The organism is Peribacillus sp. R9-11 (genome assembly GCF_031345095.1).
Lineage (GTDB): Bacteria > Bacillota > Bacilli > Bacillales > DSM-1321 > Peribacillus > Peribacillus butanolivorans.
Window position 1 is genome coordinate 5,031,759 of record NZ_CP133763.1, and the last position, 24,918, is coordinate 5,056,676.

Here is a 24,918-nt window from a genome sequence, read left to right on the forward strand (position 1 = left end):
TTCAGACGGATGGAGGTACAATTTTCGGGGAAAATGATGATTATGTTGGACATATTAATCATTACGAACAATCAAATTATTCAGGTTATATTATAGTTGGCTTCACAAGATACAACCCTATCTTTTGCGGTATGAATATAGAAGAAAAAGCATTTGGGTTCACTAAGACAAGTGATAGAAATGTATTATTAGACAGTAGAAAGCGGAACATATTTATTCACGTGCCTCCCTTCATTCTATTTCCTATCTTCATATGCATCTAGCTTCTCGCTTGTTATCCAAACAGCCTAAGGAATATTAAAGACGATGGCCTTACGAATTAAAAGTACATTCAAAAGAGGAGGTGCGAATTGCACCTCTTTGTCGTTTTACCGGTACAGCTTACTATAGGTCGTCAATTCATTTAGTCGCTTTTCATTTATGGCAAAACCGATTCCTGCTTTTTCCGGAACCTGAATGACGCCACTTTCGACGATGACTTCCGGTTCAATAATATCCTCTTCCCAATAGCGGGACGATGATGATATGTCCCCCGGAATTGTAAAGCCTTTTAATGTGGCTAGCGCGATATTATGAGCTCGGGATATGCCAAATTCAATCATGCCTCCGCACCAAACGGGCACGTTTTTTTCCACGCATAGATCATGGATTTTGACCGCTTCCGACCAGCCACCTACTTTGGCCATCTTAATTGTAATTACCCCGCAGCTCTCGAGTAAAAGTGCATTTTTCGCATCATGATAGGAATTGATGCTTTCATCAAGACAAATTGGCGTCTGCAGCTGCTTTTGCAAAACAGAATGTTCGACTATGTCGTCATGCCCTAGTGGTTGCTCAATCATCATCAACTTGAACGCATCAAGCTTTTGCAGGTGCGAAGTGTCTTCAAGCTTGTACGCCGAATTGGCATCCGCCATTAACGGGATATCAGGATAGGTGCGTCGAATTTCTGATAGAAACTCCAAGTCATTTTTAGGATTGATTTTTATTTTATACCGCTGATACCCGAATGCGGAAAAATCGTCAATCTGACGCATCGCATCACCGATATTATCCGATGCAACGACAACACCAGCCGTAACTTCGCTCCGTTCCCCTCCAAACAACTGTCCGAGGTAGAATCCCTTCTGCTTCGCATATAAATCCCAAATCGCCTGATCTAGAGCTGACTTCGCCATCGCATTCCTTCTTATTCCGCTCCATAAGCTTGGCAGTTCATTAGGGTGCTTAAACTGACCAGCCAATGTCAAAGGAATTAAGAAATCCTCCAACATATGAAAGCAGGTTTTAACCGTTTCCTCGGTATACCAAGGACTTGTAAATGGCACCGCTTCACCGTATCCGATTAGCCCATCTTGATCTTTGGCTTCGACAACAATCACTTCGCGTTCGCTTACCATCTCGAGGTGGGTATTAAACGGTTGCTTTAAAGGGGCCGTAATGAGCCGTAATGAGATGGAGGATAACTTCATCGTTGTTTCCCCACTCTCTTCTTCAATTCCCTTCGCAGCAGCTTACTCGCACCATTCCTGGGAAGCTCCTCACAAAAAATAACATTCCGGGGAATTTTATAAGCAGCCAAGGAGTCCCCGCAATAATTCAAAAGCTCGGTCTCTTTCAACTCTGCACCTTGATGTAAGACGACAAACGCGAGTGGTACCTGTCCCCATTTTTCATCGTCTGTTCCCGTAACTCCCGCCTCGAAAACAGCCGGGTGCTTACTTAGAACATTTTCAATTTCAGCCGGATAGACATTTTCGCCACCGGAGATGATTAAATCGGAGCGTCGGTCAAGCACATACAAAAAGCCTTCTTCATCAAGATAACCAAGATCCCCAGTATAAAGCCATCCCTCCGTAATCGCTTGCTGTGTCGCATCCAATCGTTTGAAATAACCTTTCGTCACATTCGGACCTGAAACAACAATTTCACCCGCTACACCAGGTTCACAGGTCCTACCGTCCTTAACTATCCGTAACTGCGAAGGAAACAAAGGTTTCCCCGCCGACCCGATTTTTGTCATGCTATATTCCGGTGCAAGTGTTACAATCTGCGAAGATGTTTCAGTCATCCCATACGTCTGATAGACAGGAACCCCTTTTCCCTTACATACTTCAAGCAAATGAACCGGTGCCGGGCCGCCGCCTAACAGCATACAGCGGAAGGTTTCTGGATAGCTTGTCTTTCCTAAATCATGCAACATCCGGTTCAGCATCGTCGTCACGACCGAAATAATCGTCACGCCATTTTCCTGAATGCTCCGGTTCGCTTCTCGTTCATCAAACTTCTCTACCAGCACGACCTTCATACCATAAATTACATTTTTCATCAAAATAGACAGGCCGCTAATATGAAAAATCGGGACCGCACAATACCATGTATCTTCTTCCCTCAATCCAAGATTCAACATAGAACCAACCGCACTCCACCAGTGATTGCCGAATGTTTGTATTACACCCTTTGGATTACCCGTTGTACCCGATGTATACATAATCGTAGCTGTATCTTCAAGATTAAACTCATGGAGAAATTCTGTCGTGCCTCCTTTGGGTAATTCTTCCTTTAAAAGAATCTGGAAACCCGTGAGAATGTCACGAATATCGGAGAGTTTTTCAGAGAAGGAATCCTCCGATATCAGACGTACTGCCTCACTATCCTCGATCTGCCAGGAAAGTTCTTTTGCCGTTAACTTATTATTCAGCATCACGATCTTCACACCCAGATAAAAGAGTGCATGAATCACGACGACACTATCTATATGATTCCGGAGCAAAACCGCACATGATTCGCCAGCCTTCACACCTTTGTTCGCTAGCTTACCGGCCATTTTCCCGGTTAGAGTATGTAGTTCAAGAAAGGTATACGTACGCCCTTCAAATTCAATCGCCGGACGATCCGGTGATAGATGTGCCCGGTTTTTCAGCCAGTTCGGCAACTTTTCTTCTGCCATCGTTGCTTACCCTCCCATACATTTAGATATAGAAAACAGCCCGGCGATTATCCGCCAAGCTGCCTGTCTTATCGATTCACGCGTCTCATTAAGGGAAACGAGGGAATTGTCCGAAGTCCGGATCGCGTTTTTCTTTGAACGCATCGCGGCCTTCTTTTGCTTCTTCTGTTGTATAGTATAAAAGTGTAGCATCGCCAGCCAATTGTTGAAGACCTGCAAGACCATCTGTATCCGCATTCATCGCTGCTTTTAAGAAACGAAGTGCAGTTGGGCTCTTCTCAAGCATTTCTTCACACCATTTAACTGTTTCTGCTTCTAATTGGTCTAAAGGAACAACCGTGTTAACTAGTCCCATATCCAATGCTTCTTGAGCATTGTATTGACGACATAGGTACCAAATTTCACGTGCTTTCTTATGACCAACGATACGTGCTAAATAACCTGAACCATAACCAGCATCAAAGCTTCCTACGTTCGGCCCGGTTTGTCCAAAGACTGCATTGTCAGCGGCAATTGTTAAGTCACATACCACATTCAATACATTACCGCCACCAATCGCATAACCAGCAACCATAGCTACAACTGGTTTCGGAATCACACGGATCAAACGTTGCAAATCAAGTACGTTTAGACGCGGAATATTATCTTCGCCGACATATCCACCGTTTCCGCGTACTTTTTGGTCCCCGCCTGAACAGAATGCTTTGCCGCCTACACCCGTTAAAATAATAACTCCAATGCTAGAATCATCACGCGCTCTTGCGAATGCATCAATCATCTCAGCAGTCGTTTTTGGCGTGAATGCATTATGTACATGCGGACGGTTGATAGACACTTTCGCAATCCCATTATATTTTTCATATAAAATTTCATCATACTCACGTATTGTTTCCCATTGTATTGTCATCTAAAATCCTCCTTTAATTTCGCATTAAAAACTCACTTATTATTTTACCAAACTTTTCTCCATCTTCCACATGAATCGCATGTCCGGCATCATTAATTATTTTCCATTCAGCCTGTTTCAGCATTTTTTGCATCGATTCCGCAATCAGACAAAACTTGGGATCGAGTTCACCAGTAACAAGAAGCACTGGAAAATCAAGAAATTCTAGTTCTTCCCAATAGGAAGCCTGACTGCCGGTTCCCATTCCTAAAAGGCTACTGGAAAGGCCCGAAGGATTATTTTCCAAACGCTGCTGTCGAATCGCCGCCTGGGTTTTAGATGATAACCTTTTCTGACTTTCAAACAGCGGGATGTTTTCCCACTGATCGACAAACGCCTCGATGCCGTTTTCAAGAATCTTTCCGGCAAGCTTCTTATCATTACTTCTGCGGATTTCCCGCTCCTCTTCTGTTAAAAGGCCAGGTGAAGCGCTTTCTAACATCAATGTCTTTACGTACTCAGGATACAAACAGGCAAAGCCCAAAGCAAGCCTCCCTCCCATTGAATATCCAAGGATATGGGTTTTTGGGAAATTTAACTCATCCAAAATATGCTTAAGGTCCTCAGTCACTTGCTTCATCTTATACCGACGATAATCGGCTGGAGATGCAGTCCCTCCATGTCCGATAATATCGACCATGATCAAGGTATATCTTTCACGCAAAAGCGGGATGAGAAATTTCCATGTATCTCGATTTCCCGTAAATCCATGCAAAAGTACAAGAGGTTCTCCATTTCCCACTATTTCAACAGAATAAGTGACATCTCTGCAGACAATTTTCATGATATTTCCCTATCTAATACCACTTTTATTTCCTGGGAAACAAAATTCCACAAATTTCGATGCTTTTGCAAATTGGACTCCCTTTCGGTAGGTACTTCGATTATTTTCAAGCCTTGGATTTCAAACGACTCTGTAAATACCTGCTTCAGTTCATCCCAATTTTGCACCTTGTTGTATTTCCCGCCGTAAAGCTGTGCAGTATGGGAAAAATCAAGCCCGTGGGGAGTGCCGAATAACGTTTCGAAGTGTTCCCTATCATTTGCCTGTGGAAGGAAAGAGAATATACCGCCGCCGTCATTATTAATCAGCAAAATCGTGATATTTTGCTTTTGCAGCTTAGCCGCAAGCAATCCGTTCATATCATGGAAAAAGCTTAAATCTCCGATTGCGAGTACTGTATTTTCTGAAACGGTGCTTACGCCAAGCGCAGTAGAAACTACACCATCAATTCCGTTCGCTCCCCGATTTGCAAAGGTTTTGATTCCTTTTTCATTATTCAAAAAGAATGTATCCAGATCCCGTATTGGCATACTATTTCCGACGAATAACGTCGATTCTATTGGCATCATGTCCTGTATCAGCGAGAACAGCTTTCCTTCACTTAACTCCGCTTCATCACGGATGGAAGATAAGGCATTCTTCGTTGCTCCATTGACAGTTTGCCACAAACCAAGCCAGTTTTTCTCAGTAGCATTCGGAATTTTTTCACATACACGTTGGCAAAAATCTTTTTCTTCGCAGTAAATCATGTTGGTTGCCAGTCCTGCTGGTTCGCGCCATCCTGCTCCGCCATCAATGACCAAAGTAATTGCCTGTTTTTGTTTTTTCATGAATAACAATAAAGGTTTAGATACCGGCATAGAACCGAAACGCAACACTACATCCGGCCGGAAAGCTTCCTTGGCCGCTTCATCACGTAGAAATGTATCGTAGGTATCAATAATACCTTCTTTATGGTGTTTGCCACTTCTTAGCTGAGAAAGAGGGTCAGCTAGTATCGGGAAAGCAAGCTTCTCAGCTAAAGCTACAATTGCTTCCTTCATCTTTGGATGCCGTAATTCTCCACACACGATCATTCCTTGTTTCGCTTGTGATAACGTAGCTGCTAGCGCCTCTATATGTGAATCAGACAGTGATAGTGCACCATTTTCAATCATCACAGCCGGTGTCATTTTATTTTGCCTATATTCTTTAGCTTGTTCCAGATTTGGAATAAGTGGTTCACGAAGAGGGAAGTTCAAATGTACGGGTCCAGCTGGCTCAGTTGCCGCTGTCGAAACTGCCCTTGCACCGATTGTTCTCGCATATCGCATCATTTCATCGGTACTTTCCGGAAGCGCCATTTCGACAAACCACTTCACTTGCCTTCCGTACAGATGAATTTGATCAATGGCCTGTGGAGCCCCTACATCACGCAACTCATGCGGACGATCAGCCGTCAGCACGATCAGTGGCACCCTTGAATAGTAAGCCTCAATGACAGCTGGGTAAAAGTTAGCAGCAGCTGTACCAGACGTACAAAGAAGTCCGACAGGTTTTTTTAATGCCTTAGCCAAACCAAGGGCAAAAAAAGCAGCCGAACGCTCATCCACATTAATATGAACTTCGATATCAGGATGTTCTACCAGCAGCAAAGCGAGCGGTGTGGATCGTGAACCTGGACTTACCACCACATGCTTCATCTTATTTTGTGCAAGCTCATCGACAAATGAAGCAGCATACGCTGTCAATGCATCTCGGTCATTCATTAAGATTTCCTCCTAAAGCACTTAGCATTGGATTAAATTTAATCCCCGTTTCCTGGAATTCACTTTCAGGTGTCGAATCTTCCACTACGCCGCACCCTGCAAAAAGCGATGCCTCATTATCCTGTAGTAGGGCGGAACGAATCCCAACTGCAAATTCCCCGTTCCCATAGGTATCGACCCAGCCCAATGGTCCCGCATAAAAGCCGCGTTCAAGACCTTCTATTTCTCGAATACGGGCGACAGCTTCTTCTTTCGGAAGCCCGCCCATAGCAGGTGTTGGATGCAGATTTTCTACAAACTCAAAAATCGTGACACCCTCATTGCAAATTCCACGGACCGGTGTATACAGATGCTGAATATGACGGTTTTTCATTAATTTCGGTTCGGTCGGAACGATTACCTTTTCACATACCGCCTTAAACGCATTTGATATCATCGAAACGACGTATTGATGCTCTTGTAAATTCTTTTGGTCATGAAGCAGTTCATCACCAAGACAAGCATCCTCTTCTTCAGTTTTCCCCCGTCCCATCGATCCTGCAAGACAGGTAGAAAAGACTTCATTACCCTGCTTCTTTATCAAACGCTCAGGAGTTGCACCCACGAAACAGTCACCGCCCGCTTCCAAACTAAAAATATAGCTTAATGGCTGCTCAGCAATCAATTGCTCGAGTACTTTCTCTGAATCAATGGAGCGCTCAAACACAAGGCGCAGCTCTCTTGCCAAAACAATTTTGTCGAGATCTGTTGTCTTGATTTCCTCAACAGCCTCTGCAACCGTCTGCTTCCATTCCTTAGGTTTGACTTCCTTCTGCTTAACAAGAGTATTGGCACGCAGTTCGGTGCCATTCAAGCTTTCGATAAGGAAAGATTCCCGTTCATTTATCATATCTATGAAGAGTTTTTCTGAATCATCCGGTGAACAAAGTAGGTTTGTCGTTAAGTAAGCTTGCTCCCCCACTAGCGATAGCATGAAGGCAGGTATATAAAACAGATTGTCCCCGAATTGATTCCAAAGGAGCGTACTGTTAGTTTCATAATCAAAAGAAAAGCCACCAAAGAGTAAAGGACCAGTTGCTTCTACATCGGTCACTCCTGTTTTGACAGCAGTATTCTGCAGTTTGATCCAGCTCATTTCGACTTCTCTATAACGGTCGGCATTTGATGCCGCTTGGAGTTTCTTAACGTTGCCTAAACCAGTAATGGTTATTTCTTTTGCAGGGTCCTCCCAGAAAAAGCGTTCACCCGCATACCGTTCTCTTCCAGCTTGATAAAATGAAAGGGGGTTGTTGCAATTTATTTTCTTAATATGACTGAATAGAACTTGACCATTCAAGTCCTTTGCCTTTTGTATAGCTGAAGCCAGTCCCTGAAACTGTTGAGTTTCTTCTGAGATAGCCAAAAAAATCCCCCCAAATGTACATTTTAAAAGCTTTTTAACCTATTTAAAGATACACCTCTCTTCAACCCAATGTCAATAAAACGCCCCTTTATCGAACGATTCATGACTGCTTTTTTCCTTATTATATGATTCTTAGTGAATGAAGTAGAATACCCTTGATATTGGAAGTGATCGTCTATGAAATTCAATTGACACTTCCCACCACTTTTCCTACACTAAATAGGATAACCTTTTGTGAACAATTTCAATATTTGATATAATTCAAGGGAACTAATAATGATTTTGAGGAGAGAAATAATGCAAACAGAATACGACGACCTTCCCCTTAAACGAACCTGGAAAATTTGGTGGGAGTTAATTCGTCCACATACACTTACCGCAGCTTTTGTTCCAGTCCTACTTGGAACTATGATTGCACTTTTAGAAGATGGCGTAAATTGGCTACTATTTGCAGCCATGATGATTGCAAGTATCCTGATTCAAGCTGCAACGAACTTATTCAATGAATACTATGATTTCAAGAGAGGCTTGGATACAGAAGAATCTGTTGGCATAGGTGGTGGCATTGTCCGTCATGGCATGACTCCAAAACTCATCATGACCTTAGCCCTTAGTATGTATGGCATCGCACTGATACTTGGAATCTATATCTGTGCTGTATCATCTTGGTGGCTTGCTGGGGTAGGACTGGTCTGTATGCTTGTCGGCTACCTTTACACTGGCGGTCCACTGCCTATTTCATACACACCATTTGGAGAACTTTTTTCTGGATTGTTTATGGGCTTTCTGATAATCTTGATTGCCTTTTTCATTCAAACTGGTTTTGTTTCTACCACAGCTATCTTAATTGCAATACCAAGCGGAATTTTAGTTGGGTTAATCAATTTATCCAATAACCTCCGTGACCATGACGGAGATAAGGCACACGGTCGAAAAACGATGCCTGTAGTAATGGGCAGAAAAAATGCCTTAACATTTATGGCGATTATGTTTGCCTTCTCTTACCTATGGCTAGTAGGATTAGTCCTAGCTGGAAGCGTTACAGCATGGATTTTGCTTGCCTTCCTAAGCATTCCGAAAGCCTTGGCAGCTATCAAAGGCTTCGTAGGTAAAACTTCACCTATTACGATGGTCCCTGCGATGAAAGCCACGGCCCAAACGAACACCTTCTTCGGCCTGCTTATGGCCATTGGATTATTCATCAGCTATCTTATTTAATCTCTAAGGACTGAGTCGATTTGACTCAGTCCTTTTTTGCTTCCTATCCAATTTGTTTCCCTCCCCTCCGATTCGGGTAATGAATAAGACACCCATCCAACCATTATTCAAATGAGATATAGACTTTCGAAGGAGTGAAATAAACATGGCAACCAAACAACAAACGCAACATTTAAAAAAAGAACTACTTATAGAAAAAGAAGAACTGAATAATAGGCTAAAAAATGATGAACAATCACTTCTAAATAAAAGTCAGACAGAATCTGTAGGGGAACTATCCTCCTATGACAATCATCCCGCTGACCTTGGAACCGAATTATTCGAAATGGAAAGAAACCAGGCACTAGATGAGCATGCACAATCTGAAATGGAAAAAGTCAAGAATGCATTGAATGCGATAGATGCAGGCTTCTATGGCCATTGTAAAACCTGTGATACTGAAATCCCTTTTGAACGGCTTGAAGCCATCCCTACCACTCTCTACTGTGTCGAGCACGCCCCAGAACGACCGACTATACAAGATCGACCAGTTGAAGAAGACGTACTGATTCCATCAAAGGGAAATAATTTTGAAAACCGTCATGGAAGTGAAATAGTAGATAAAGAAGATAGCTTTGGCGAAGTAGCCAAATTTGGTACATCTGAAACACCTGCGGATTACACGGGCGATCATGACAGCTATAATAATCTTTATAAAACAGAAGATGAAACCGATGGATTTCCTGAAGACTATGAAGGATTTGTAGCAAATGATATCGAAGGAAAAAAAATAAGGGGTATCCAGAATAAAAAGCAAAAGAACTATGAAGATACATTAGATGAAGAAAACGTTGAATCTCAGCTTGGAGACATTCCTTATAAACAAAAAGATAGTTATATCAATGAAGAGAAATAAATAAAAAAAAGAAGCATACAGAATGTATGCTTCTTTTTTATGACCCGTACGGGATTCGAACCCGTGTTACCGCCGTGAAAGGGCGGTGTCTTAACCGCTTGACCAACGGGCCAAATGGCGGAGAAGGAGGGATTTGAACCCTCGCGCCGCTCACGCGACCTACACCCTTAGCAGGGGCGCCTCTTCAGCCTCTTGAGTACTTCCCCATGGCTCCGCAGGTAGGACTCGAACCTACGACCGTTCGGTTAACAGCCGAATGCTCTACCACTGAGCTACTGCGGAACAATATGAATATGGTGGGCCTAAATGGACTCGAACCATCGACCTCACGCTTATCAGGCGTGCGCTCTAACCAGCTGAGCTATAGGCCCATAAATTGGAGCGGGTGAAGGGAATCGAACCCTCATCATCAGCTTGGAAGGCTGAGGTTTTACCACTAAACTACACCCGCGAAATGGGGCGACTGATGGGAATCGAACCCACGAATGCCTGAACCACAATCAGGTGCGTTAACCACTTCGCCACAATCGCCGTAATTTTTGAAATAATGGTGGCTCAGGACGGAATCGAACCGCCGACACAAGGATTTTCAGTCCTTTGCTCTACCGACTGAGCTACTGAGCCACATTTGTATTAAATTTTATAATGGCGGTCCCGACGGGAATCGAACCCGCGATCTCCTGCGTGACAGGCAGGCATGTTAACCGCTACACCACGGGACCTAATAATTGCGGGGACAGGATTTGAACCTGCGACCTTCGGGTTATGAGCCCGACGAGCTACCGGACTGCTCCACCCCGCGACGGTAATAATGAAACGATCTCGCATCAAGTTTTCGTGTAAATTGTTTCTTCCGCTTCCTCTATGTAAAGGTTGTTTCAAAACAACTTGCTGCTTTTAAAGAAATGGAGGAGGTAGAGGGATTCGAACCCCCGCGGGATTTGACTCCCCTGTCGGTTTTCAAGACCGATCCCTTCAGCCGAACTTGGGTATACCTCCGTGGCTAAAAAAATTACATGGTGGACCTTGTAGGACTCGAACCTACGACCGGACGGTTATGAGCCGTCTGCTCTAACCAGCTGAGCTAAAGGTCCTTATATTTATTGGTAGCGGCGGAGGGGATCGAACCCCCGACCTCACGGGTATGAACCGTACGCTCTAGCCAGCTGAGCTACACCGCCAATATAATATAAGTTTTGATGAAAAATGGTGGAGCCTAGCGGGATCGAACCGCTGACCTCCTGCGTGCAAGGCAGGCGCTCTCCCAGCTGAGCTAAGGCCCCATTCATTAGAAATCACGTGGTCGGGAAGACAGGATTCGAACCTGCGACCCCTTGGTCCCAAACCAAGTGCTCTACCAAGCTGAGCTACTTCCCGCAAAAAACATGGTGCGCCCGGCGGGAGTCGAACCTACAACCTTCTGATTCGTAGTCAGATGCTCTATCCAATTGAGCTACGGGCGCATATTAAGATGGTGCCGAGGACCGGAATCGAACCGGTACGGTAGTCACCTACCGCAGGATTTTAAGTCCTGTGCGTCTGCCAGTTCCGCCACCCCGGCACATACGAAAAGTGGAGCGGAAGACGGGATTCGAACCCGCGACCCCAACCTTGGCAAGGTTGTATTCTACCACTGAACTACTTCCGCATGAAAGATGCGGGTGAAGGGACTTGAACCCCCACGCCTTGCGGCGCCAGATCCTAAGTCTGGTGCGTCTGCCAATTCCGCCACACCCGCATAATATAATGGTGAGCCATGAAGGATTCGAACCTTCGACCCTCTGATTAAAAGTCAGATGCTCTACCAACTGAGCTAATGGCTCGTACGTTTAATAATAAAAGATGGTGCCGGCAAGAGGACTTGAACCCCCAACCTACTGATTACAAGTCAGTTGCTCTACCAGTTGAGCTACACCGGCAGGTGTAAAAATGGTGGAGGATGACGGGATCGAACCGCCGACCCTCTGCTTGTAAGGCAGATGCTCTCCCAGCTGAGCTAATCCTCCATATGTGAACTGCTTGGCGGCGTCCTACTCTCACAGGGGGAAACCCCCAACTACCATCGGCGCTGAAGAGCTTAACTGCCGTGTTCGGAATGGGAACGGGTGTGACCTCTTCGCTATCGCCACCAAACAATGTTAACATTTTTTTAAGACATTTATTATTATAACGTCTTTTTGAAAAAATGCAAGAAGAAATTTTCATTCCTTCAAAACTAGATAATAAGAAGGTATTTCATTTTTTAAAGCGTGGTTAAGTCCTCGATCTATTAGTATCAGTCAGCTCCACATGTCGCCACGCTTCCACCTCTGACCTATCAACCTGATCATCTTTCAGGGATCTTACTAGCTTGCGCTATGGGAAATCTCATCTCGAGGGGGGCTTCATGCTTAGATGCTTTCAGCACTTATCCCGTCCGCACGTAGCTACCCAGCTATGCCTTTGGCAAGACAACTGGTACACCAGCGGTGCGTCCATCCCGGTCCTCTCGTACTAAGGACAGCTCCTCTCAAATTTCCTGCGCCCGCGACGGATAGGGACCGAACTGTCTCACGACGTTCTGAACCCAGCTCGCGTACCGCTTTAATGGGCGAACAGCCCAACCCTTGGGACCGACTACAGCCCCAGGATGCGATGAGCCGACATCGAGGTGCCAAACCTCCCCGTCGATGTGGACTCTTGGGGGAGATAAGCCTGTTATCCCCGGGGTAGCTTTTATCCGTTGAGCGATGGCCCTTCCATGCGGAACCACCGGATCACTAAGCCCGACTTTCGTCCCTGCTCGACTTGTAGGTCTCGCAGTCAAGCTCCCTTGTGCCTTTACACTCTACGAATGATTTCCAACCATTCTGAGGGAACCTTTGGGCGCCTCCGTTACTCTTTAGGAGGCGACCGCCCCAGTCAAACTGCCCACCTGACACTGTCTCCCACCCCGATAAGGGGCGCGGGTTAGAATTTCAATACAGCCAGGGTAGTATCCCACCAACGCCTCCACCGAAGCTAGCGCTCCGGCTTCTCAGGCTCCTACCTATCCTGTACAAGCTGTACCAAAATTCAATATCAGGCTGCAGTAAAGCTCCACGGGGTCTTTCCGTCCTGTCGCGGGTAACCTGCATCTTCACAGGTACTATAATTTCACCGAGTCTCTCGTTGAGACAGTGCCCAGATCGTTACACCTTTCGTGCGGGTCGGAACTTACCCGACAAGGAATTTCGCTACCTTAGGACCGTTATAGTTACGGCCGCCGTTTACTGGGGCTTCGGTTCAAAGCTTCGCTTGCGCTAACCTCTCCCCTTAACCTTCCAGCACCGGGCAGGTGTCAGCCCCTATACTTCGCCTTGCGGCTTCGCAGAGACCTGTGTTTTTGCTAAACAGTCGCCTGGGCCTATTCACTGCGGCTTTTCCGGGCTATTCACCCTAAAAAGCACCCCTTCTCCCGAAGTTACGGGGTCATTTTGCCGAGTTCCTTAACGAGAGTTCTCTCGCACACCTTAGGATTCTCTCCTCGCCTACCTGTGTCGGTTTGCGGTACGGGCACCTTACATCTCACTAGAGGCTTTTCTTGGCAGCGTGGAATCAGGAACTTCGGTACTATATTTCCCTCGCCATCACAGCTCCGCCTTAATGGAAACGGGATTTGCCTCGTTTCCGGCCTAACTGCTTGGACGCGCATATCCAACAGCGCGCTTACCCTATCCTTCTGCGTCCCCCCATCGTTCAAACGATGTATAGGTGGTACAGGAATATCAACCTGTTGTCCATCGCCTACGCCTTTCGGCCTCGGCTTAGGTCCCGACTAACCCTGAGCGGACGAGCCTTCCTCAGGAAACCTTAGGCATTCGGTGGAAGGGATTCTCACCCTTCTTTCGCTACTCATACCGGCATTCTCACTTCTAAGCGCTCCACCAGTCCTTCCGGTCTGACTTCAACGCCCTTAGAACGCTCTCCTACCATCGACACCATACGGTGTCAATCCACAGCTTCGGTGATACGTTTAGCCCCGGTACATTTTCGGCGCGGAGTCACTCGACCAGTGAGCTATTACGCACTCTTTAAATGATGGCTGCTTCTGAGCCAACATCCTGGTTGTCTAAGCAACTCCACATCCTTTTCCACTTAACGTATACTTTGGGACCTTAGCTGGTGGTCTGGGCTGTTTCCCTTTCGACTACGGATCTTATCACTCGCAGTCTGACTCCCAAGAATAAGTATTTGGCATTCGGAGTTTGACTGAATTCGGTAACCCGTTGGGGGCCCCTAGTCCAATCAGTGCTCTACCTCCAATACTCTCATCTTGAGGCTAGCCCTAAAGCTATTTCGGAGAGAACCAGCTATCTCCAGGTTCGATTGGAATTTCTCCGCTACCCACACCTCATCCCCGCACTTTTCAACGTGCGTGGGTTCGGGCCTCCATTCAGTGTTACCTGAACTTCACCCTGGACATGGGTAGATCACCTGGTTTCGGGTCTACGACCTCATACTCATTCGCCCTATTCAGACTCGCTTTCGCTGCGGCTCCGTCTTATCAACTTAACCTCGCATGAAATCGTAACTCGCCGGTTCATTCTACAAAAGGCACGCCATTACCCATTAACGGGCTTTGACTACTTGTAGGCACACGGTTTCAGGATCTATTTCACTCCCCTTCCGGGGTGCTTTTCACCTTTCCCTCACGGTACTGGTTCACTATCGGTCACTAGGTAGTATTTAGCCTTGGGAGATGGTCCTCCCTGCTTCCGACGGGATTTCTCGTGTCCCGCCGTACTCAGGATCCACTCAGGAGGGAACGAAGTTTCAACTACAGGGTTTTTACCTTCTTTGACGGACCTTTCCAGATCACTTCATTTACCCCGTTCCTTTGTAACTCCATGTTGAGTGTCCTACAACCCCAAGAGGCAAGCCTCTTGGTTTGGGCTAATTCCGTTTCGCTCGCCGCTACTCAGGAAATCGCATTTGCTTTCTCTTCCTCCGGGTACTTAGATGTTTCAGTTCCCCGGGTCTGCCTTCAGTACCCTATGTATTCAGGTAAAGATACTGTTCCATTACGAACAGTGGGTTTCCCCATTCGGAAATCTCCGGATCAAAGCTTACTTACAGCTCCCCGAAGCATATCGGTGTTAGTCCCGTCCTTCATCGGCTCCTAGTGCCAAGGCATCCACCGTGCGCCCTTTCTAACTTAACCGTTAAAAAAGATCTTACTGATGCTTTGAAAAAATTAATTGCCTTCTATCTATTATCTAGTTTTCAAGGAACAAAGAAGAAAGAATTCCATCACTACGTGATGAGATCTTTCGAATCTGAATGAATTACTCATTCAAAACTGAACAAAACAAAAGCGCTCTCGTATTTATCCTTAGAAAGGAGGTGATCCAGCCGCACCTTCCGATACGGCTACCTTGTTACGACTTCACCCCAATCATCTGTCCCACCTTAGGCGGCTGGCTCCATAAAGGTTACCTCACCGACTTCGGGTGTTACAAACTCTCGTGGTGTGACGGGCGGTGTGTACAAGGCCCGGGAACGTATTCACCGCGGCATGCTGATCCGCGATTACTAGCGATTCCGGCTTCATGTAGGCGAGTTGCAGCCTACAATCCGAACTGAGAATGGCTTTATGGGATTCGCTTACCTTCGCAGGTTTGCAGCCCTTTGTACCATCCATTGTAGCACGTGTGTAGCCCAGGTCATAAGGGGCATGATGATTTGACGTCATCCCCACCTTCCTCCGGTTTGTCACCGGCAGTCACCTTAGAGTGCCCAACTGAATGCTGGCAACTAAGATCAAGGGTTGCGCTCGTTGCGGGACTTAACCCAACATCTCACGACACGAGCTGACGACAACCATGCACCACCTGTCACTCTGTCCCCCGAAGGGGAACGCCCTATCTCTAGGGTTGTCAGAGGATGTCAAGACCTGGTAAGGTTCTTCGCGTTGCTTCGAATTAAACCACATGCTCCACCGCTTGTGCGGGCCCCCGTCAATTCCTTTGAGTTTCAGCCTTGCGGCCGTACTCCCCAGGCGGAGTGCTTAATGCGTTAGCTGCAGCACTAAAGGGCGGAAACCCTCTAACACTTAGCACTCATCGTTTACGGCGTGGACTACCAGGGTATCTAATCCTGTTTGCTCCCCACGCTTTCGCGCCTCAGTGTCAGTTACAGACCAGAAAGTCGCCTTCGCCACTGGTGTTCCTCCAAATCTCTACGCATTTCACCGCTACACTTGGAATTCCACTTTCCTCTTCTGCACTCAAGTTCCCCAGTTTCCAATGACCCTCCACGGTTGAGCCGTGGGCTTTCACATCAGACTTAAGGAACCACCTGCGCGCGCTTTACGCCCAATAATTCCGGACAACGCTTGCCACCTACGTATTACCGCGGCTGCTGGCACGTAGTTAGCCGTGGCTTTCTGGTTAGGTACCGTCAAGGTACCAGCAGTTACTCTGGTACTTGTTCTTCCCTAACAACAGAACTTTACGACCCGAAGGCCTTCTTCGTTCACGCGGCGTTGCTCCGTCAGACTTTCGTCCATTGCGGAAGATTCCCTACTGCTGCCTCCCGTAGGAGTCTGGGCCGTGTCTCAGTCCCAGTGTGGCCGATCACCCTCTCAGGTCGGCTACGCATCGTCGCCTTGGTGAGCCATTACCTCACCAACTAGCTAATGCGCCGCGGGCCCATCTATAAGTGACAGCAAAACCGTCTTTCCATCTTCTCTCATGCGAGAAAAGAACGTATCCGGTATTAGCTCCGGTTTCCCGAAGTTATCCCAGTCTTATAGGCAGGTTGCCCACGTGTTACTCACCCGTCCGCCGCTAATCTCAGGGAGCAAGCTCCCATCGATTCGCTCGACTTGCATGTATTAGGCACGCCGCCAGCGTTCGTCCTGAGCCAGGATCAAACTCTCCGAAGAAATGTTTGACTTGCTCATTTTGCTTTTTTTGATAGTGTGTGCTCACTTAAAAATTAACGTTGGCGCTTTGTTTTGTTCAGTTTTCAAAGAGCAATTTGTTGTCGTTTCTCTCAGAAGCGACTCCTATAATGTAACACATTGTGTCACGTTTCGTCAACAACTTTTTTTAAAAAGTTTTTAACAGTTTGTTGAGCTGTTTAAGTTGTTGTCTTAGCGACAAGAAATAATATACCATGTACAAATAATGTTTGCAATATGTTTTTCAAAACTTTTTTTCAAAAAAGTGTTTTTTCATTCTCCTTCTATATATTCCTTTCTAGAATAACTCTTTTTCGAATGCATCAAGCCCCCCTACCTCTTAAACACAGTCCGCCGCTTCAGCTGAATTAACTCGCATATTTCTCCTTAAACCCAAATAGACATATAAAGATATCTTCTTTCTTTGAGGTGAAGCAATGAATCTATCATTAATCGCACTACTCATTTCTTACAGCATGGCTCTTTACTTATTTAGCACTGCTTATTATGAAGCCATAAAGTTCAGTAGGGAAAAAGGGAAAGTGAATGGTACAACGTTTTTGTTTAGCTTTACATTTGCCTTGATCTTCACTCGGATTACCTATTTGTTTTATCCCTATTAAATAAAAGCAGTAAGTCGGGTTCGACTTACTGCTTTTATATGGAGACTGCTTCTTTTTTCTGCACCTTACTTTTCTTTTCATCCTTTAGGAATATCATCAAGCCGGCCAATATGATGGTACCTCCTAGGATTTGCGTCCAGAGTATGGGTTCACCAAGAATGAAGTAAGCTAGAATTGTCGCTCCAATCGGTTCCAGTAAGATTCCCATAGAGATTGTTGAAGTACTTAACCACTTCAATGACCAGTTGAATAATGAATGCCCTAATAGAGTCGGGAAAATAGCAAGCAAAACAAAATAAATCCAGTCGACAGTAGGATATGGTCCCAGTGGCTCTCCCTTAAGGACAACGTAGAAAAACAATGTAAATGCACTAATTGCATACACGACGAATGTGTATGTTATAGAAGAGATACGCTTTCTAACATTTTGACCAAATAGTAAATAACCAGTTACTAACGCACAAGCAACAAGGGAAAGAATGTCTCCCCAAAGCGCCATACCGCTGATTCTAAAATCTCCCCAGCTGATGACAAGACTGCCCGCTATCGCGATGATCCCGCTTAATATTGCCTTCATTGAAAATCGTTCTTTAAAAAACAAGTAAGCCCCTGCAAACGCAAATAACGGCTGAAGGGTGACAAGCACAGTTGAACTCGCAACCGACGTGTAATTGAGCGATTCAAACCATAATATAAAATGAAAAGCTAGGAACACACCTGCCGCAATCGAACACAACCAGTCCTTTTTCTCAATGAATTTAAGTTCATGGCGGTATTTTATTATGAAAACCGGCAACATAAGCAGAACAGTAAATAATAAACGATAAAAGGCTATAACACCTGATGGAGCAGATGCTAATTTAACAAGTATGGCCGAAAATGAAACGGATGCCACACCTATCGCCAATGCAAAATAGGGATTTATTTTAGGTATTTGCATTCTTGTTCCTCTTTTCATGTTGAATTACCTATCATTGTACTCTATTTTACTATGGTAAAATTATTAGAGTGAGTTATTTAAAAAAACGGGTATATTGCACCAAATCATATAATTCTCGATACTCTTTCGGAAGTGGTGAACATTATGGAATGGACATTCGATCCTCAATCAGAACTGCAAATACTTATTAAGCTGGGGATCTCAGCTCTCCTTGGATTAATTATCGGGCTAGAGCGAGAAATGAAACGAAAACCCGTTGGATTAAAAACAAGCTTGGTTATTTCCATCGTCAGCTGTTTATTAACGATTGTTTCCATGGAGTCAGCTTATAAATTCCCCGGAAGTGACGATGTAAATATCACAATGGATCCCTTACGTCTTGCCGCACAGATTGTTTCTGGCGTCGGCTTTATCGGGGCCGGCGTTATTCTCCGCCGTGACAATAACAGCATCTCAGGTTTAACCACCGCTGCCATCATTTGGGGAGCAGCCGGAATTGGGATTGCTGTCGGAGCTGGATTCTTTCTCGAAGCAATTGCCGGAGTCATTCTATTAATCATCAGTGTCGAATTGGTACCCGTAGTCGTCACCTGGCTTGGCCCGATGAAATTACGGCAAAAAGAAATCTTTCTACAGCTAGTGGTAAAAGATAAAGATGACATCGCTTTAGTTCTCAAAAAAATCAAAGACGAAAAGATTTTTATCAAAAACCTAAGAATCAAAGATGTTGCAGAAGACCATCACCTCTTAACACTTAAAGTTTTGGTCGATCATAAAGTTAGAACCTCAGAAGTTTATTACACCGTCTCCAACCTTAAAGAAATTGCACGGGTAGAAATCGAGAATGCTTAAGCGAAAAAAACCGTTTGATACCCTCAAACGGTTTTTTCTTACTATTTTGCAAATTTCTCAATTTTATTATTGACTTTTCCTGAAATTTCGATAAAATAATTATTGTACCCTAACCCGGGGCATTAGCTCAGCTGGGAGAGCGCTACGCTGGCAGCGTAGAGGTCAGCGGTTCGATCCCGCTATGCTCCATACTTGAAAACCCTTGTGTATCAAGGGTTTTTTTCTTTTTCCACTTATAGAAACCTGCCGATTCATTTCAAGATTGCACAATGCGTGCACCTTTATCCCACTAAAGTTTTGATCCGTTAAATGCGGAAAGAAGGATTGCTCTAGCCGGAGGGCTGCTTCATCTTGGATAACGGATGATGCAATTCCTTAACCGATTTAGGTGACGGTCCTTCATCCAGTTTGTCATTTATAGAACTCATCCAACATCTGAGTAGTGATTTTATCCATTGAATATTGCCGAAATAAGACAAAATATGCTTTTTAACCGAATACCATCTTGCTTCTGCTCTAGTTTCAGCTACACTCCTACGATAGGAAGTATTAAACCATTTTACCATCGTTACGGTATTTCTTCTGCGCCCTGACGTTAAAAACCATATAATAACTACTCCACCACAGCTACCGGCATATCTCCACTTAAAGCTATCTCAGCACCTGGCGAACCATAATCCTACGTTAACTTATTGATGCAACCATTTCTCAGCTTGCTCCTAATATAAATATCAGTTTATATCCCTTCGTATTTCGTGAGGGTTTCCCCCTCGTGATCCCCTTTCCGTTTTAATCCGCTCCGCTTCTTCAAAACACTTTCATCCTTTATCACTTCGCTTACGATTTGGCAAAGACAACTCTAGTTAGGCTACTAGGGTAGTTAACTGTTATTAGCACTTACCGTTTTTCCGTGATACCAATTGTTTGCGAAACTATGCGTATATTTTTGTGAAAGATTGACGAGACTGCTAGTACAATAAATACTAGGAGGTACGCGAAATGTTTAGATTCGGGAAGGGAAAGCGTCGGAGTAAGGTCGGCAAATTAATAGATAAGCACGGGTATACACAAGAGGAGTTTGTAAGCGCGTCTGGAATCTCACGCAATACGATTAGCAGAGTTTGCAGCGATCCTAAGTATGTGCCTTCTGCCGGAGTATTAAAGAAAATCATGAAGGCGATTCGGAGTATAGATGCCGGCGCAAAGTCAGACGATTATTTTGATATTTAAGGTTGCGCTGAATATTCGATGTTTAAACGCAAAAAAAGCCCCGACCCAAACAAACGGTTCCACTTAAGGTCGTGGCTTTGCTACGTTACATGAAAACAGATATTTCTTTGAATTGTTTTTTGGTATACCCTATATGCAAGGAGACCTCTTCGTTGGTCTTCGAATTAATTAGGTGGACGTAAGCTTTCGAGTTATCACGGAGACGCCCTCCTACAACAGCTCCGGCAATTGTGCCGATTGGTCCTATGAGAGCCGTTCCGGGGATTGAGCTGACTGCCGGTTAGCCTCCGCTACGACGAGCTCTCTTCCCACTCGATACCATCAATCCTTACTTATCCTTTGATAAGTAAGGAATATGAATGACTACCTCGCCATCGCTTGTCTGGCTCCATCATTACGGCTGAGCAAATCCCCGCCGGTATTTCTTTACCCGTTAAGTTCAAATCGATCCCGCCCGCAAGTATATCGAGGCTAATTTTCCGTTTCATTGTGTCCTTCCAAAATCCCATATCAACAACTTCATTTAGCTGCCTCAAAATTGAGTAGAATAAACCCTGCAGGTCAAATTATATTGATCTTCAGGTTATAACAGCAGTAGCAGGCGATTGCGAGTCCGTGCTTGACAGTTGGCTTTAAACCCTCAAAAAAAGATTGTTGGAAGTAAAATACCCCTTAAGTCGGCACGAAACCGGCATATGGGGTATTTTACTTTTTGCGAATTTATTAGAATACTAGTACTATCACATTTATGGTTTTGAAGAAAGCAAAATGCGCTTTTACCGGTAAGCAGCATAAAGGGCATTCGTATTCTAATATGATTTTCTTAATTTGAAAGAATTGTTCTTGTTCCTAAGAATGACGAATTCATTTACTGAATTTTAAATGAAGAATGACCTTCCAGCCCTACAGCGCCATGCCTTCGAACAAGATAATCAGCATTATTCGGTGGAGACAAATGCGTGAGATGACATATTAGCTCTTCAGAACCATTATCTCTACTACCATCATGATTACTTATTAATCTAATATGTAAAATCCCCCACTTCTATATTAGAAGTGGGGGATTTTTTTGCTAAAGTTATCTATTGATTACATATGCGAAAGGAAAAGAGTCATTTCAACCTTATTCATCGCCGCATCTAATGCTTTGACACTTCATATATAGCGACTTCTTTTTGAGTTTATTAACATACTTCCTACTATTATAGGCATACACGGTTGCACCTTCTTCAAGCGGGGCTCGATGGGACAAGGGGTATGTAATCCACCACATCTATTTTCGACTAACCATTTTCTTTATCCTTCTAACAACAGGTGACACAATGACTTTATGTGCTTTTGTGAAGGCTAGTCCAATAAACCCTGTTATTACCAGAGCCATTATCAAGCCGATTATTAATCCAGATGTTTCTCTAAGTTCTTCAAATACCGCACCCATTCCTTATCCTCCCCGCCTTACCGATGTCACTTATTTTTCCGGCCCACGCCATTAACTTCCGATCATGTAACAGAAGATGTACTCGGTTGGACCTATAGTCAGATTCATTATATCGCATTGGATTATTATGGTCGAGCTACCACTTTTAAACGCATTAGCAAAGGTTTCATCTTTCACAGGGCTATTTTCTCCTAAGCACCTTTCTTCTAGCTTTTCTTTATAAGATAAATTATAAACCTTCCGTTCTATCCATTAAGATAGGAGAAAATTGAGTACCTCCCCCTTCATTGTCCCTAACCGACAAACAAAAGACAGAATTATTGTATTTTTAGAACATTGCGCAAATTGTCGAAAAACCATAAGATTATCTTGTGATTACAACTTCTTAGGGGGTGTGTTTTTTAAATGGAAGCGATTACAAGGGACTTTTTCTTATTTTTATCTAAAAATAACTTACTTAATAATATTGCAAAGAAAAGCGGCGGTAGTTTTGCAGCTGGAAAAATTATAGGGGGAACTGATTTCCAAAGTTCCATTAAATTCATTAAACAGCTTAATAATAGTGGCTTGTCGGTTACAGTCGACCATCTTGGGGAATTCGTTGATTCTAAGGAAGTGACCCAGGAAAGGACAGCAGAATGCATCGAAACCATTGAAATGATCAGCAGAGAAAAACTGGATTCACAGGTATCTCTCAAAATGACTTCTCTGGGTCTTGATATCGATCATAATCTGGTCATCGAGAACATGACAAGAATTCTTGATACAGCAGAAAAACACAATGTCATGGTCACGATTGACATGGAAGATGAAGTTCGCTGTCAAGCAACAATCGATATATTTAGGCAGTTCAAAGAAAAATACAACTGCATAAGTACTGTTTTACAAGCTTATTTATACCGCACAGAGAAAGATTTGGAAGACCTTGCCCAGTATAAGCCATTCCTGCGTCTCGTAAAGGGTGCCTACAAGGAATCTGCCGAGGTGGCTTTTCCCGAAAAGAATGATGTAGATGAAAACTATAAAAAGTTGATTAAGCAAAGTCTTCTTAACGGTAATTATACTGCCATTGCCTCACATGATGACCAAATCATCGAATATACAAAAGAGCTGGCTAAAAAGCATAACATTCCAAATACACAATTCGAATTTCAAATGCTTTATGGCATGAGAAACAAAACACAATACGAGTTGGTCAAGCAAGGTTACAAGATGCGCGTCTATGTACCATATGGTCTCGATTGGTATGGATACTTCATGAGAAGGCTTGCGGAAAGGCCATCCAATATTGCCTTTGCCTTCAAAGGGATGGTCAGAAGCTAAATATACATTCAACATTCTAATTGCTACAAAAATTCTATAAAAAGGTGTGATTATCAATGATTTCATATAAACATGAACCATTTGTTGATTTTAAAAACGAGGAAAACAAAAAAGCTTATCAGGAAGCTCTTCAAACTGTTGAAGGCTACTTAGGACAAGACTACCCTCTTTATATCGGGGCAGAGAAAGTGACGACTGATGAGAAAATCGTTTCATATAACCCTGCTGATAAACAAGAGGTCATCGGCCGAGTATCGAAAGCGAACAGGGCTCTTGCTGAAAAAGCTATGCAGGAAGCTGTTACCGCTTTTGAAAGCTGGAAAAAAGTGAAGCCGGAAATCCGTGCTGACGTTTTGTTCAAAGCTGCTGCCATCATTCGCAGACGCAAGCATGAATTCTCTGCGTTATTGACAAAAGAAGCGGGAAAACCTTGGAATGAGGCTGATGCGGATACAGCGGAAGCGATCGATTTCCTTGAATTCTATGCCCGTCAAATGCTGACGCTTAAAGATGGTGTGCCTGTTCAAAGCCGTCCGGGAGAATTTAACCGCTATGATTACATTCCATTAGGAGTAGGCATCATCATTTCTCCTTGGAACTTCCCATTTGCAATCATGGCAGGTACAGCTGTTGCCGCTATCGTCACTGGTAACACAATCCTGTTGAAACCAGCTTCGACTACTCCTATTGTTGCTGCGAAATTCGTTGAAGTGATGCATGAAGCCGGCCTTCCAGCAGGTGTGTTGAATTTCGTTCCAGGAAGCGGAGCCGAAGTGGGCGACTACCTGGTTGATCATCCTAAAACACGTTTCATTTCCTTCACAGGTTCACGCGATGTAGGTCTGCGCATTTACAAACGTGCATCAGAAGTGAACGAAGGCCAAATTTGGCTGAAGCGTGTCATCGCTGAAATGGGCGGAAAAGATACGATCGTCGTTGACAAAGAGGCAGATCTTGAATTGGCCGCTCAATCGATCGTGAAATCTGCATTTGGCTTCTCTGGACAAAAATGTTCTGCTTGCTCCCGTGCTGTCATCGTAGAAGATGTATACGATCAAGTTTTAGATCGCGCTGTTGAATTAGCAAAACAACTTACTGTTGGTAATCCTGTAGAAAATCATTTCATGGGACCAGTTATCGATCAAGCGGCATTCGATAAAATCATGAGCTATATTGAAATCGGCAAAGAAGAAGGACGCATTCTGACTGGTGGAGAAGGAGATAGTTCAAAAGGATACTTCGTTCAGCCGACAATCGTCGCTGATGTCGATCCGCAAGCCCGTTTGATGCAAGAAGAAATCTTCGGACCAGTCGTTGCATTTTCAAAAGCGAAAGACTTTAACGAAGCTCTTGAAATTGCCAATAACACAGAATACGGTTTGACTGGGGCTGTCATTACGACAAATCGCCTGAACATGGAAAAAGCACGTCAAGAATTCCATGTAGGGAACTTGTATTTCAACCGCGGCTGTACTGGTGCAATCGTAGGTTATCAGCCTTTCGGCGGGTTCAACATGTCAGGAACTGATTCCAAGGCAGGCGGACCGGACTACTTGCAGCTTCATATGCAAGCCAAAACAACATCCGAAACATTCTGATAATGTTCCATTAAGCAATTTGAAGATGATTTGTATACCCTCTTTG

The 24,918-nt window shown here is 44.4% G+C and carries 16 protein-coding genes, 22 tRNA genes and 3 rRNA genes; 8 read left to right on the plus strand and 33 right to left on the minus strand.

What is annotated here, in order from left to right; translation table 11 throughout:
• Window positions 1-368: 368 nt before the first annotated feature.
• The 6 genes from menC to RE409_RS24395 form a co-directional block, all read right to left on the minus strand.
• Window positions 369-1,472, minus strand: coding sequence for an o-succinylbenzoate synthase (menC, locus tag RE409_RS24370; protein WP_309558225.1), 1,104 nt, complete (start codon window positions 1,470-1,472; stop codon window positions 369-371).
• The gene (locus RE409_RS24375) at window positions 1,469-2,950 is read right to left on the minus strand and encodes an o-succinylbenzoate--CoA ligase (protein WP_309558226.1); all 1,482 of its coding nucleotides are present in this window, start codon (window positions 2,948-2,950) and stop codon (window positions 1,469-1,471) included. The genes menC and RE409_RS24375 overlap by 4 nt, the downstream gene beginning before the upstream one ends.
• A gap of 88 nt (window positions 2,951-3,038) precedes the next feature.
• Window positions 3,039-3,857: a 1,4-dihydroxy-2-naphthoyl-CoA synthase gene (menB, locus tag RE409_RS24380; protein ID WP_056521242.1), complete on the minus strand. Its 819-nt coding sequence runs from the start codon at window positions 3,855-3,857 to the stop codon at window positions 3,039-3,041.
• Between the two features lie 13 nt (window positions 3,858-3,870).
• Entirely contained in the window at window positions 3,871-4,680 is an 810-nt protein-coding gene (menH, locus tag RE409_RS24385; RefSeq protein WP_201187032.1) for a 2-succinyl-6-hydroxy-2,4-cyclohexadiene-1-carboxylate synthase, read from the minus strand.
• The gene (gene menD / locus RE409_RS24390) at window positions 4,677-6,428 is read right to left on the minus strand and encodes a 2-succinyl-5-enolpyruvyl-6-hydroxy-3-cyclohexene-1-carboxylic-acid synthase (RefSeq protein ID WP_309558227.1); all 1,752 of its coding nucleotides are present in this window, start codon (window positions 6,426-6,428) and stop codon (window positions 4,677-4,679) included. Before menD ends, menH begins: the two co-directional genes overlap by 4 nt.
• Entirely contained in the window at window positions 6,421-7,830 is a 1,410-nt protein-coding gene (locus RE409_RS24395; protein ID WP_309558228.1) for an isochorismate synthase, read from the minus strand. The genes menD and RE409_RS24395 overlap by 8 nt, the downstream gene beginning before the upstream one ends.
• Before the next feature lie 297 nt (window positions 7,831-8,127).
• Here RE409_RS24395 and RE409_RS24400 point away from each other — a divergent pair, with 297 nt between their 5' ends.
• Both RE409_RS24400 and RE409_RS24405 read left to right on the plus strand, forming a co-directional pair.
• Window positions 8,128-9,048 (plus strand): 1,4-dihydroxy-2-naphthoate polyprenyltransferase, encoded by a 921-nt coding sequence (locus tag RE409_RS24400; RefSeq protein ID WP_201187035.1) that lies wholly within the window; start codon window positions 8,128-8,130, stop codon window positions 9,046-9,048.
• 145 nt (window positions 9,049-9,193) lie between these two features.
• Window positions 9,194-9,943: a TraR/DksA C4-type zinc finger protein gene (locus RE409_RS24405; protein ID WP_309558229.1), complete on the plus strand. Its 750-nt coding sequence runs from the start codon at window positions 9,194-9,196 to the stop codon at window positions 9,941-9,943.
• Between the two features lie 40 nt (window positions 9,944-9,983).
• Here RE409_RS24405 and RE409_RS24410 read toward each other — a convergent pair.
• The 24 genes from RE409_RS24410 to RE409_RS24525 form a co-directional block, all read right to left on the minus strand.
• A tRNA-Glu gene (locus tag RE409_RS24410) sits at window positions 9,984-10,055 on the minus strand.
• Between the two features lie 3 nt (window positions 10,056-10,058).
• A tRNA-Ser gene (locus RE409_RS24415) sits at window positions 10,059-10,149 on the minus strand.
• 1 nt (window position 10,150) lies between these two features.
• Window positions 10,151-10,225 (minus strand) — tRNA-Asn (locus RE409_RS24420).
• A 12-nt stretch (window positions 10,226-10,237) separates the two neighbouring features.
• Window positions 10,238-10,314: transfer RNA gene (locus RE409_RS24425), tRNA-Ile, on the minus strand.
• Between the two features lie 6 nt (window positions 10,315-10,320).
• Window positions 10,321-10,394, minus strand: a tRNA-Gly gene (locus tag RE409_RS24430).
• Between the two features lie 4 nt (window positions 10,395-10,398).
• A tRNA-His gene (locus RE409_RS24435) sits at window positions 10,399-10,474 on the minus strand.
• A gap of 17 nt (window positions 10,475-10,491) precedes the next feature.
• Window positions 10,492-10,567: transfer RNA gene (locus RE409_RS24440), tRNA-Phe, on the minus strand.
• Window positions 10,568-10,589: 22 nt separating this feature from the next.
• A tRNA-Asp gene (locus RE409_RS24445) sits at window positions 10,590-10,665 on the minus strand.
• A gap of 6 nt (window positions 10,666-10,671) precedes the next feature.
• Window positions 10,672-10,745: transfer RNA gene (locus RE409_RS24450), tRNA-Met, on the minus strand.
• A gap of 104 nt (window positions 10,746-10,849) precedes the next feature.
• Window positions 10,850-10,942 (minus strand) — tRNA-Ser (locus RE409_RS24455).
• Window positions 10,943-10,960: 18 nt separating this feature from the next.
• A tRNA-Ile gene (locus RE409_RS24460) sits at window positions 10,961-11,037 on the minus strand.
• Between the two features lie 10 nt (window positions 11,038-11,047).
• Window positions 11,048-11,124 (minus strand) — tRNA-Met (locus tag RE409_RS24465).
• 26 nt (window positions 11,125-11,150) lie between these two features.
• A tRNA-Ala gene (locus RE409_RS24470) sits at window positions 11,151-11,226 on the minus strand.
• A gap of 17 nt (window positions 11,227-11,243) precedes the next feature.
• Window positions 11,244-11,320 (minus strand) — tRNA-Pro (locus RE409_RS24475).
• A gap of 9 nt (window positions 11,321-11,329) precedes the next feature.
• Window positions 11,330-11,406 (minus strand) — tRNA-Arg (locus RE409_RS24480).
• Between the two features lie 9 nt (window positions 11,407-11,415).
• A tRNA-Leu gene (locus RE409_RS24485) sits at window positions 11,416-11,504 on the minus strand.
• Window positions 11,505-11,516: 12 nt separating this feature from the next.
• A tRNA-Gly gene (locus RE409_RS24490) sits at window positions 11,517-11,591 on the minus strand.
• 8 nt (window positions 11,592-11,599) lie between these two features.
• A tRNA-Leu gene (locus RE409_RS24495) sits at window positions 11,600-11,681 on the minus strand.
• A 9-nt stretch (window positions 11,682-11,690) separates the two neighbouring features.
• A tRNA-Lys gene (locus RE409_RS24500) sits at window positions 11,691-11,766 on the minus strand.
• 20 nt (window positions 11,767-11,786) lie between these two features.
• Window positions 11,787-11,862: transfer RNA gene (locus RE409_RS24505), tRNA-Thr, on the minus strand.
• Window positions 11,863-11,873: 11 nt separating this feature from the next.
• A tRNA-Val gene (locus tag RE409_RS24510) sits at window positions 11,874-11,949 on the minus strand.
• 11 nt (window positions 11,950-11,960) lie between these two features.
• Window positions 11,961-12,076, minus strand: a 5S ribosomal RNA gene (gene rrf / locus RE409_RS24515).
• Between the two features lie 116 nt (window positions 12,077-12,192).
• Window positions 12,193-15,125: ribosomal RNA gene (locus RE409_RS24520) — 23S ribosomal RNA — on the minus strand.
• 175 nt (window positions 15,126-15,300) lie between these two features.
• Window positions 15,301-16,850: ribosomal RNA gene (locus RE409_RS24525) — 16S ribosomal RNA — on the minus strand.
• Together the 16S, 23S and 5S rRNA genes with 21 tRNA genes alongside form the textbook arrangement of a ribosomal RNA operon.
• A gap of 455 nt (window positions 16,851-17,305) precedes the next feature.
• On the opposite strand from RE409_RS24525, the gene RE409_RS24530 reads away from it, so the two are divergent.
• Entirely contained in the window at window positions 17,306-17,491 is a 186-nt protein-coding gene (locus RE409_RS24530) for a hypothetical protein (RefSeq protein ID WP_141521436.1), read from the plus strand.
• A gap of 34 nt (window positions 17,492-17,525) precedes the next feature.
• Here RE409_RS24530 and RE409_RS24535 read toward each other — a convergent pair whose 3' ends face one another.
• A complete protein-coding gene (locus RE409_RS24535) occupies window positions 17,526-18,431 on the minus strand; it encodes a DMT family transporter (RefSeq protein WP_201187037.1) in 906 nt (301 codons plus the stop codon).
• Between the two features lie 144 nt (window positions 18,432-18,575).
• Between RE409_RS24535 and RE409_RS24540 the strand changes: the two genes are divergently transcribed.
• From RE409_RS24540 to RE409_RS24550, 3 genes are all read left to right on the plus strand, one after another.
• On the plus strand, window positions 18,576-19,283 hold the full coding sequence (locus tag RE409_RS24540; protein ID WP_053348841.1) for an MgtC/SapB family protein: 708 nt from the start codon (window positions 18,576-18,578) through the stop codon (window positions 19,281-19,283).
• Window positions 19,284-19,399: 116 nt separating this feature from the next.
• Window positions 19,400-19,472, plus strand: a tRNA-Ala gene (locus tag RE409_RS24545).
• Between the two features lie 810 nt (window positions 19,473-20,282).
• On the plus strand, window positions 20,283-20,513 hold the full coding sequence (locus RE409_RS24550) for a helix-turn-helix domain-containing protein (RefSeq protein WP_098178080.1): 231 nt from the start codon (window positions 20,283-20,285) through the stop codon (window positions 20,511-20,513).
• Window positions 20,514-20,845: 332 nt separating this feature from the next.
• On the opposite strand, the gene RE409_RS24555 is transcribed toward RE409_RS24550, so the two are convergent.
• Both RE409_RS24555 and RE409_RS24560 read right to left on the minus strand, forming a co-directional pair.
• The gene (locus RE409_RS24555) at window positions 20,846-21,049 is read right to left on the minus strand and encodes a hypothetical protein (RefSeq protein ID WP_309558230.1); all 204 of its coding nucleotides are present in this window, start codon (window positions 21,047-21,049) and stop codon (window positions 20,846-20,848) included.
• 737 nt (window positions 21,050-21,786) lie between these two features.
• The gene (locus RE409_RS24560) at window positions 21,787-21,951 is read right to left on the minus strand and encodes a hypothetical protein (RefSeq protein WP_161804983.1); all 165 of its coding nucleotides are present in this window, start codon (window positions 21,949-21,951) and stop codon (window positions 21,787-21,789) included.
• A gap of 405 nt (window positions 21,952-22,356) precedes the next feature.
• Between RE409_RS24560 and RE409_RS24565 the strand changes: the two genes are divergently transcribed.
• Both RE409_RS24565 and pruA read left to right on the plus strand, forming a co-directional pair.
• Window positions 22,357-23,274 (plus strand): proline dehydrogenase family protein, encoded by a 918-nt coding sequence (locus RE409_RS24565; protein ID WP_201187043.1) that lies wholly within the window; start codon window positions 22,357-22,359, stop codon window positions 23,272-23,274.
• A gap of 56 nt (window positions 23,275-23,330) precedes the next feature.
• On the plus strand, window positions 23,331-24,872 hold the full coding sequence (gene pruA / locus RE409_RS24570) for an L-glutamate gamma-semialdehyde dehydrogenase (RefSeq protein WP_201222829.1): 1,542 nt from the start codon (window positions 23,331-23,333) through the stop codon (window positions 24,870-24,872).
• Window positions 24,873-24,918 lie beyond the last annotated feature (46 nt).

Bases quoted from the DNA above. Each gene is read 5' to 3' on its own strand.
- menC (WP_309558225.1), bottom strand. From the start codon at position 1,472: ATGAAGTTATCCTCCATCTCATTACGGCTCATTACGGCCCCTTTAAAG.
- RE409_RS24375 (WP_309558226.1), bottom strand. From the start codon at position 2,950: ATGGCAGAAGAAAAGTTGCCGAACTGGCTGAAAAACCGGGCACATCTA.
- menB (WP_056521242.1), bottom strand. From the start codon at position 3,857: ATGACAATACAATGGGAAACAATACGTGAGTATGATGAAATTTTATAT.
- menH (WP_201187032.1), bottom strand. From the start codon at position 4,680: ATGAAAATTGTCTGCAGAGATGTCACTTATTCTGTTGAAATAGTGGGA.
- menD (WP_309558227.1), bottom strand. From the start codon at position 6,428: ATGAATGACCGAGATGCATTGACAGCGTATGCTGCTTCATTTGTCGAT.
- RE409_RS24400 (WP_201187035.1), top strand. From the start codon at position 8,128: ATGCAAACAGAATACGACGACCTTCCCCTTAAACGAACCTGGAAAATT.
- RE409_RS24405 (WP_309558229.1), top strand. From the start codon at position 9,194: ATGGCAACCAAACAACAAACGCAACATTTAAAAAAAGAACTACTTATA.
- RE409_RS24530 (WP_141521436.1), top strand. From the start codon at position 17,306: ATGAATCTATCATTAATCGCACTACTCATTTCTTACAGCATGGCTCTT.
- RE409_RS24535 (WP_201187037.1), bottom strand. From the start codon at position 18,431: ATGCAAATACCTAAAATAAATCCCTATTTTGCATTGGCGATAGGTGTG.
- RE409_RS24540 (WP_053348841.1), top strand. From the start codon at position 18,576: ATGGAATGGACATTCGATCCTCAATCAGAACTGCAAATACTTATTAAG.
- RE409_RS24550 (WP_098178080.1), top strand. From the start codon at position 20,283: ATGTTTAGATTCGGGAAGGGAAAGCGTCGGAGTAAGGTCGGCAAATTA.
- RE409_RS24560 (WP_161804983.1), bottom strand. From the start codon at position 21,951: ATGGGTGCGGTATTTGAAGAACTTAGAGAAACATCTGGATTAATAATC.
- RE409_RS24565 (WP_201187043.1), top strand. From the start codon at position 22,357: ATGGAAGCGATTACAAGGGACTTTTTCTTATTTTTATCTAAAAATAAC.
- pruA (WP_201222829.1), top strand. From the start codon at position 23,331: ATGATTTCATATAAACATGAACCATTTGTTGATTTTAAAAACGAGGAA.